The sequence below is a fragment of the Pseudomonas sp. WS 5079 genome, from assembly GCF_012985465.1.
Lineage (GTDB): Bacteria > Pseudomonadota > Gammaproteobacteria > Pseudomonadales > Pseudomonadaceae > Aquipseudomonas.
Window position 1 is genome coordinate 52,343 of the sequence record NZ_JAAQWN010000011.1, and the last position, 7,999, is coordinate 60,341.

Consider the following 7,999-nt stretch of genomic DNA (forward strand, 5'->3'; position numbering starts at 1 on the left):
CCCATGGAGTGTGCGTTGGATAATCTGGATCGGTTGTTTCGCCTCTATCATCGCGAACTGCAGCAGATTGCCTACCGTCGGCTGGGCGACCGGGAAATGGCGGCCGACCTCATGCAGGACGCGTTCGTGCGCTACGTCGGCCTGGACCGGCAGCAGCGCACCCATACCATCACCAATCCGCGCTTTTTCCTGATTCGCGTATTGCGCAACCTGATCATCGACCTGGGCCGCAGCCGCACACGGCGCGGGCCGATGGACTCGCTGGAGGATGTGCAACACGAGTTGCTCGACCCATGCCCGGGCCCTGCGGCACTGGTGGAAATGCGCCAGCAATTGCAGCTGTTGCAGCAGGCGTTGGGAGAATTGTCCGAGAACAGCCGCCAGGCCTTGCTGCTCAACCGCCTCGACGGCTTGGGCCATGCGGCGATTGCCAAGCAACTCGGGGTGTCTCCCAGTATGGTCAGCAAATACATCATGAGCGCGGTGCTGCATTGCGCCCGGCGTCTTGGGATGACCGAGTGACACTGGAAAAACCTTCACCATTGCTGACCGAGCAGGCGTTGCAGTGGCTGGTCGACCTGCATTCGGGCAGCCCCGAGGCACCGACCTGGGACGCCTACCTGCAGTGGTGCGAAACCTCGCCCGAACACCAGCGTGCCGCCCATGCGGCGGAACGACTGTGGGAGAGCCTGGGCAGCGCACTGGAGCGCCCACCTGGATCGTCACGCCGCTTGTTGCAACTGGGGCTGGTCGTCGCATTGAGCCTGGCGGGCGGCTTGTCCTGGCAGGCGGAGCAACACGGCTGGATGGCGGACCAGGTGACCGGCCTGGGTGAGCACCGCCGCGTCACACTGGACGACGGCTCACACCTGGAACTGGCGCCGCGCACCCGGGTGGATATCGACATGCAAGGTGGTCGCCGGGTGCTGCATCTGTATACCGGCGAACTGTTCGTCCAGGTCGCCCCCGATACCCAACGCCCCTTCGAAGTACGCGCCGGGCGCGGCAGCCTGCGCGCGCTGGGCACCGGCTTCGACGTGCGACGCGAGGGCGAGCAGGTGCGGATGGTCGTCACCGAACACACCGTGCGCGTGACATTGGACGGCGACCCGCAGACCACCGATGTCGAGGCCGGACAGGCCGTGCAATACGGCCCGGACGGCCGCGCGCGCACCCAACCGGTCGACGTCGGCACCGCCACGGCCTGGCGCCGCGACAAACTGGTGTTCAACCGCCAACCCCTGGGCGAGGTGCTGGAGCAACTGGGTCGCTACCATCGCGGCGTGATCTGGGTCCGCGACAACAGCCTGCGCGACCTGCCCGTGACCGGCATCATCGCCACTGACGATACCGACGCCCAACTCAAACTGCTGCAACGCACCCTGCCACTGCGGGTGCGCCTGCTGCCGTGGCTGACCGTGATCGAGCGCGACGACTCGCGCCGACAGTAACCCATGCGCAAAAAATACGCTGGCCGCCGCTGTCGGGTTTCAGAAGGCTGACGTCTTTCCTGTTGAGATTGATTTTTATTTGGCTGATTTCAGCAGGGGGAGCGTTATGCAGCATCTGATCAGGCACACCGCCTTGAGCCTGGCACTAGCCACGGCCAGTGCCGTGGGAATAAGCCTGCCGGCACAGGCGGCGCAGCAGCAGAAGACCGACAACCGGGCCTACGATATCGAAGCCGGTCAACTTGACCAGGTACTGACGCGCTTTGCCGAGCAATCCGGGTTGCGGTTGATGGTCGTCAGCGAGTGGGTGGCGGGTCAGCAGTCGCAAGGGTTGAAGGGGAACTACCCGGTGCAGCAGGGGCTTGACCGGCTGTTGCTGAACAGCGGCCTGGTCGCCCGGCTGAGTGATGATGTGATCTTGATTGAAAAGGCCCCGGTGCAGGGAGGGGCGGTGGAGTTGGGGGCTACCACGATTCAGGGGCAGGGGATGGGGGAGATGACGGAGAATTCGGGGTCGTACACTACCGGACTTGTCAGCGCCGGTTCAAAAACGCCTACCAGTCTGAGGGACACACCGCAGTCGGTGTCTGTCATCACCCAGCAGGTCCTGCAAGACCGGCGTATTGTTGATCTGTCCGATGCCATGCGGCGCACGCCGGGCATCACCGTCAAAAACGCCAACTACCGCCTGCCGCAGTTCATTTCTCGTGGTTTCCGTATCGATAACATCCAGATTGATGGCGCCTCGCCGATGGATATCGGCTCTGGTATCGGTACCTTCTACGCCAACAAAACCTATGACATGGCTGAGTTCGACCATATCGAAGTGTTGAAGGGAGCATCCGGCCTGTTCGGTGGGACTGGTGATCCGGGTGGCATCATCAACGCCGTGCGTAAACGTCCGCTGGACTACTTCCAGCTCAAGTTCAATACATCGGCAGGTTCCTGGGACAACTACCGTACTGAAGTCGACGTGACGGGGCCAATGGCCTTTGACGGTAAATTGCGTGGGCGTGTGGTGGTCGCCAACACCGATCGCCAGTACTTCATGGATAACCGTAGCACCGAGAAACCTTTCATTTACGGCGTGTTGGAGGCTGATGTAACAGGCACGGCGCGGGTTACCGTCGGGGGGCGCTACGAGAAAATTCATGAAAATGGCACCGGCGACGGTTTGCCGCGCTTCAGCACCGGGCAGGACTTGAAGCTCAGTCGCCGCACTTGGTACTCGCCGAACTGGGCCTATGGCGATAACAGCTCCCAGGAAATCTTTGCCAAGTACGACCAGGAATTGGCTGACGACTGGAAGTTGAACGTTTCCTTGACCAATACCTTCGATAAATCCGAGACCAAAGGTGCATTCCTGTGGGGCTCTCCTGATCCGGTAACGCTTGAAGGCGCTACCTGGGGAGGGAGTTACATTAAAAGCTGGAGTGAGCAGACGCTGTTCGATGCCAACGTTTCCGGAAAATTTACGGCGTTCAATCGTGAGCATGAACTGCTGATCGGTGCTGATGCGCAGAAGGTGACCAGCCGCTGGCGCTCAACGAAAGCTATGCAGGGCTTCTATCCTATTGATGTCTACAATCCAGACCTCACACCTCTGCCTTCTGACAGCATTGGCAACAAGCTTGAGCGTGATTACAGCCCCAATACCCGTAAGCAGTATGGTCTGTACTCGACCTTGCGTTTACAACTGACAGATCCACTCAAGTTGATCATCGGGGCCAGGGTGCAGCGCTATAAGTTCGAACAGACCTACATGGCCGTAAAGGCTGATACAGGTGCATGGGGCATTGAGTCCCAGAGCAATCATCGTGAACCGACTAAGTTGGTTCCCTTCGGTGGTTTGGTTTACGCCCTCGATGATGAATGGTCGGCGTACGCCAGCTATTCGGAAATCTTCAAGCCCCAGGCCCAGCAACTGCAAGGTCCAAGTACTTCTGGAAAAGTCCTGGAACCCATGGTTGGCAAGACCTACGAAACCGGCATTAAGGGGGAACTCTACGGCGCAACGCTGAACGTTTCGGCTGCGCTGTTCTATACCAAGCGGGAGAAAGAGGCGATTCAAGATCCTCGGTTCGTGGCTGAGTCAGTCTTGTATGGCGGTAGTTGCTGTTATCTGGCCCAGGGCGAAATCGTCAGCAAGGGTCTTGAGCTTGAAGCCAGTGGTGAGGTGTTGCCTGGGTGGATGGTGATGGGCGGCTACACCTTGAATCTCACAGACAATGGTACCAAGGACACTTTCCTCACTACGGTTACACCCAAGCATTTGGCGAAGTTGTGGACCGTTTACACACTGCCTGATCGTCTTTCTGACTGGAAAGTAGGTGGTGGTGTCAACATTCAGAGTGCCAGCTACGCCAGCGGAACATCTTATAGGGTTAGAAAGAACCAAACAGGTGACGGGTATGATGCGTACGATGAAAAGCCTTTTGATATGGCCCAAGGCGGCTACGCCGTATGGGACGCCATGGTCGAATACAAAGTCGATGAAAACTGGACCGTTGCCCTCAACGGCAACAACCTGTTTGACCGCAAGTACTTCGAGACTCTGAAGACTTCCGAGTATGGCAATTACTACGGTGAACCGCGCAACTACATGCTGACTGTGCGGGGTACGTTCTAGGCTGTCCCTATCGTCGTAGAAAATCACCTCACCTGAGGTGATTTTTTTTACGTGCGCCAAGCTCGCCAATGATTTAGAGGTGAGCGCTCCACTGCGTGGCGGACAAGAAGCGGTGTGGACCTAAGGCAAAGGTTTTGCGACTGTTACAAAGTGATTGAGAATCCTTCTAAATTATTTTTATCCCAAACGTTCATTAATGGCTCGACACCGATTCAAGCCAAAACCGTCCCTCTGCAACAGGGAGTGGAGTCCGGACGGTTTAACTAAATTCAGGTCATTCCGCCTCAAGAGTGGGAGGCCTTCGACATTAATGACATATCTGGGGCTTAACCAAACAATGAAACGCGAGAGTAAAAGGTTCAGGCAAAAACTCTTCAATGCTCCCCTCTCTTCCTGCCGCAGTTGCGTGTCGGTAGCGCTCCTTGGGTTGGCTCTCAGTGTCTGCGGCGTGGCTTTCGCCCAGCCCATACAGGTAAATGTGCCAGCCCAGTCGCTGGACAAGGCCCTGACCGAACTGGGTAAGCAGACCGGCCTGCAAGTGCTTTTCGGGCCGGATATGGTTGCGGGCAAGAAGTCCACCGCCGTCAAAGGCACCCTGGAGCCCGAGGCAGCTCTTGAAGCATTGCTCAAAGGCGCGGGCCTGACTTTCCGGATTGAAAACAATACCGTCATCCTCGGCCCCGAAAATAGTACGAGTTCAACTCTTGAGCTGGGCGCCACTACCATCCAGGGCCAGGGCATGGGAGAGATGACGGAGAACTCCGGCTCCTACACCACCGGCTTGACCAGTATCGGTTCGAAAACCCCGACCAGTCTGCGGCAGACGCCACAGTCAGTGTCGGTGGTGACGGCGCAGGTTATTGACGAAAAACGCATGACTGACCTGGCTGAAGCCATGAAAGTGACGCCGGGCATCACGGTCACTAACAACAATTTCCGTTTGTCGGACTTCTCGTCGCGCGGCTTCAAGATTGAGAATATTCAAATCGACGGTGCTGCCCCGATGGCATTGGGCACTACGTCTGGCAGCTTCTACTCCAACAAAAACTACGATCTGGTTGAGTTCGACCATGTTGAGGTCCTACGTGGTGCTTCCGGTCTCTTTGGCGGTACCGGCGACCCGGGTGGCATGATCAATCTGGTGCGCAAACGCCCGCTGGATGCCTATCAGTTGAAAGTCGATATGTCGGCGGGCAGCTGGGACAATTATCGCACCCAAATGGATGTCACCGGTCCGTTGGGCTTTGATGGCAAGTTGCGTGGCAGGATGGTCGCGGCTTACACGGATCGTCAGTACATGCTGGATGATCGGGGTACAGAAAAGCCGATTTTCTACGGGATTCTGGAAGCCGATATCCTCCCTGACACACGCCTGACCTTGGGTGGGCGCTCGGAGCGTATTCATGAAACGGGGTCGGGGATCGGTTTACCGCGCGATGTGAACGGCAAGGACCTTGGTCTGTCCAGAAGTACCAGCCTGACCCAGAAGTGGTCGTATCTGGACGGGCGATCCCAAGAAATTTTTGCCAAGGTCGACCATGAACTGAGCGATGACTGGAAGCTCAATGTTTCGTATACCCAAACGCTGGATTCTGGCTTTTCAAAAGCAGCATTCAGCTTCGGCGCTGTCGACCCGGTAACACTCACCGGCCCGAAAACCGGAGGCACTAATAATCAGTATCGCAGCGATCAGAAGCTTCTTGATGTGAACCTGGCTGGCAAATTCGAATACGCAGGCTTGCAGCACGAATTGCTGGTTGGCATGGATCATCAAAAAATCACCAGCCAGTGGGAGGGGACTACCTCGTCCAACGGGGTAGGCAATCCGGTGAATGTATTTGACCCGGATGCGACGCCCTGGCCACAACCTGGAACAGACAAGAACTTTATTCGTAACTACAGCCCCAACAGCCAGACACAATATGGCCTTTACTCTACATTGCGTTTGCAACTGGCGGACCCACTTCACTTGATCATTGGTGCTCGTGCGCAGCGGTACAAGTTTGATCAGTTGTACCAAGCGATCGAAGAGGGAGCCTGGAAAGTGCAGTCGGACGTATCGACCCGCGAAGCAACCAAACTGGTTCCTTATGGCGGTATCGTCTATGACCTGACGGACGAATGGTCGACCTACGCCAGCTACTCCGAAATCTTCAAGCCTCAACAAAGCACGATGCAGGGACCATTACCGGGCAGCTCCATGGAGCCGATGACCGGCAAGACGTACGAGACCGGCGTAAAGGGCGAGTTGTGGGGCGGAGCCGTCAACACTTCCTTTGCGTTGTACTACACCTCGCGTAAAAACGAGGCAGTGCTGGATCCACGCTACGAAGAGTCCAGTATTCTGTTCGGCGGCAACTGTTGCTACTTGCCTCAGGGTGAGGTCGTCAGCAAAGGCGTCGACATGGAGTTTACCGGTGAAGTCTTGCCGGACTGGAACGTTCTGGCGGGCTATACGTATAACCATAATCGCAACCGCACTGCGGCGAAGGTATTCAGCAGTATTACGCCAAAACATCAGTTTAAACTATGGTCCACCTACCGGTTGCCAGGAATACTCAACGACGTGAAAATCGGCGGTGGCGTGAATTTGCAAAGCGCTACCTACGTCAGTGGGACCACGTTCGTGAACGATGTGGAGCAGAACTACAAGTACGTTCAGGCGGGTTATGCCGTATGGGATTCCATGGCCGAATACCGAGTTAACGAAAACTGGAGTGTTATTTACAACGCCAACAACCTGTTTGATAAGAAGTACTACAGCAAACTGGGGTCTTCGGCATCGGGCAACTGGTATGGCGACGAGCGCAACCACATGCTGACTTTGCGCGGTACCTTCTGGTAACCGTAGCTTGAAATAAAAAGGGACATCGCCAGATGTCCCTTTTTTATGTCTCACGGAGCAACACAGCATATTCAGTCCGTACGCTCTTCCAACCAACCCTCGACTGCCACATAAATCCCGCCAATGTCCGCACTGATCCCCGACATCCGCAGGAAGTCATGGGTCAACCCACCCTGAGTCAACAAAGTAACGTCAGTTCCGGTATCGCGAAGCAGCTGGGCATATTCAAGTCCTTCGTCATACAACGGATCGTACTCGGCCAGGCTGACGTAGGCCGGTGCAAGAGGACCGAGGTCTTTTGCCAACAACGGTGATGTGCGCCAGTCACCGCGTTGCTCGGCGTCGGGAGTGTAATGTCGATAGAACCACTGCAAGGTATCGCTTTCCAGCAGGTAGCCTTCGGCATACAGCTGGTGGGAAGGGCGCGTACGCTGAGTGTCGGCCACCGGGTAAAACAGCAACTGGGTCTTGGGCTTTAGCGCAAGGTGTTCGGGTGTCTGCACGGCGCTGATGGCCAGTACCGTGGCCAGGGTGGCGCCGGCACTGTCGCCGGCGACACTGACATTGTCCGGATCCAGATTCAGGGAGTGCGCCTCGCGAGCCAGCCAGTTGGCGCAATCCAGGGCATCGTTGACGGCCGTGGGGAACGGATGCTCCGGAGCCAGCCGATAAGCCGGGGCCAGGACGGCATGGCGTCCGCTTGATGCCAGGCGGCGGCAAATCGAGTCATGGGAGTCAAGGCTGCCGACCACGTAGCCGCCACCGTGGAAATACAGAATGCTCGGTTGTGAAGGTTGGGCATGATGTGCCGAGCGATATAGCCGGGCTTCTATCTTTGCGCCGTCGCGTGTCGGGATGTGCAAGGTTGTAATCGTCAGGCTGGCGGGCGGCGAAGGGTCGAGGATCTGCGAGCTCATCTCGAACTCCTGCCGTGCCTGACTCACACTCAAGGCATGCATGGGCTGACTCTTGCCACTCAGGCGGCCCATTTCAGCCAACTCCAGAAAACCTTCGAGATCGGGGTCCAGGGGCATTACATGTTCCTTATTGATTCAATACAGTGCCGCCCCTGTG

At 57.0% G+C, this 7,999-nt stretch carries 5 protein-coding genes; 4 read left to right on the forward strand and 1 reads right to left on the reverse strand.

All coding sequences use genetic code 11. From position 1 onward, the window contains the following. Positions 1-15: 15 nt before the first annotated feature. The 4 genes from HBO05_RS24840 to HBO05_RS24855 all read left to right on the forward strand — a co-directional run bounded on the left by HBO05_RS24840 (position 16) and on the right by HBO05_RS24855 (position 6,925). Entirely contained in the window at positions 16-522 is a 507-nt protein-coding gene (locus HBO05_RS24840; protein WP_262377088.1) for an RNA polymerase sigma factor, read from the forward strand. Next, the gene (locus tag HBO05_RS24845; RefSeq protein ID WP_172314471.1) at positions 519-1,451 is read left to right on the forward strand and encodes a FecR family protein; all 933 of its coding nucleotides are present in this window, start codon (positions 519-521) and stop codon (positions 1,449-1,451) included. Before HBO05_RS24840 ends, HBO05_RS24845 begins: the two co-directional genes overlap by 4 nt. A gap of 106 nt (positions 1,452-1,557) precedes the next feature. Continuing rightward, entirely contained in the window at positions 1,558-4,080 is a 2,523-nt protein-coding gene (locus tag HBO05_RS24850; protein ID WP_172314473.1) for a TonB-dependent receptor, read from the forward strand. Positions 4,081-4,417: 337 nt separating this feature from the next. Continuing rightward, entirely contained in the window at positions 4,418-6,925 is a 2,508-nt protein-coding gene (locus tag HBO05_RS24855; RefSeq protein ID WP_172314475.1) for a TonB-dependent siderophore receptor, read from the forward strand. A 71-nt stretch (positions 6,926-6,996) separates the two neighbouring features. Here HBO05_RS24855 and HBO05_RS24860 read toward each other — a convergent pair whose 3' ends face one another. Next, complete coding sequence (locus tag HBO05_RS24860) at positions 6,997-7,959, reverse strand: alpha/beta hydrolase (RefSeq protein WP_172314477.1); 963 nt, start codon at positions 7,957-7,959, stop codon at positions 6,997-6,999. Positions 7,960-7,999: the final 40 nt, after the last annotated feature.

Excerpts from the sequence above, each read along its gene's own strand:
- HBO05_RS24850 (WP_172314473.1), top strand. The coding sequence starts at position 1,558 with ATGCAGCATCTGATCAGGCACACCGCCTTGAGCCTGGCACTAGCCACG.
- HBO05_RS24855 (WP_172314475.1), top strand. The coding sequence starts at position 4,418 with ATGAAACGCGAGAGTAAAAGGTTCAGGCAAAAACTCTTCAATGCTCCC.
- HBO05_RS24860 (WP_172314477.1), bottom strand. The coding sequence starts at position 7,959 with ATGCCCCTGGACCCCGATCTCGAAGGTTTTCTGGAGTTGGCTGAAATG.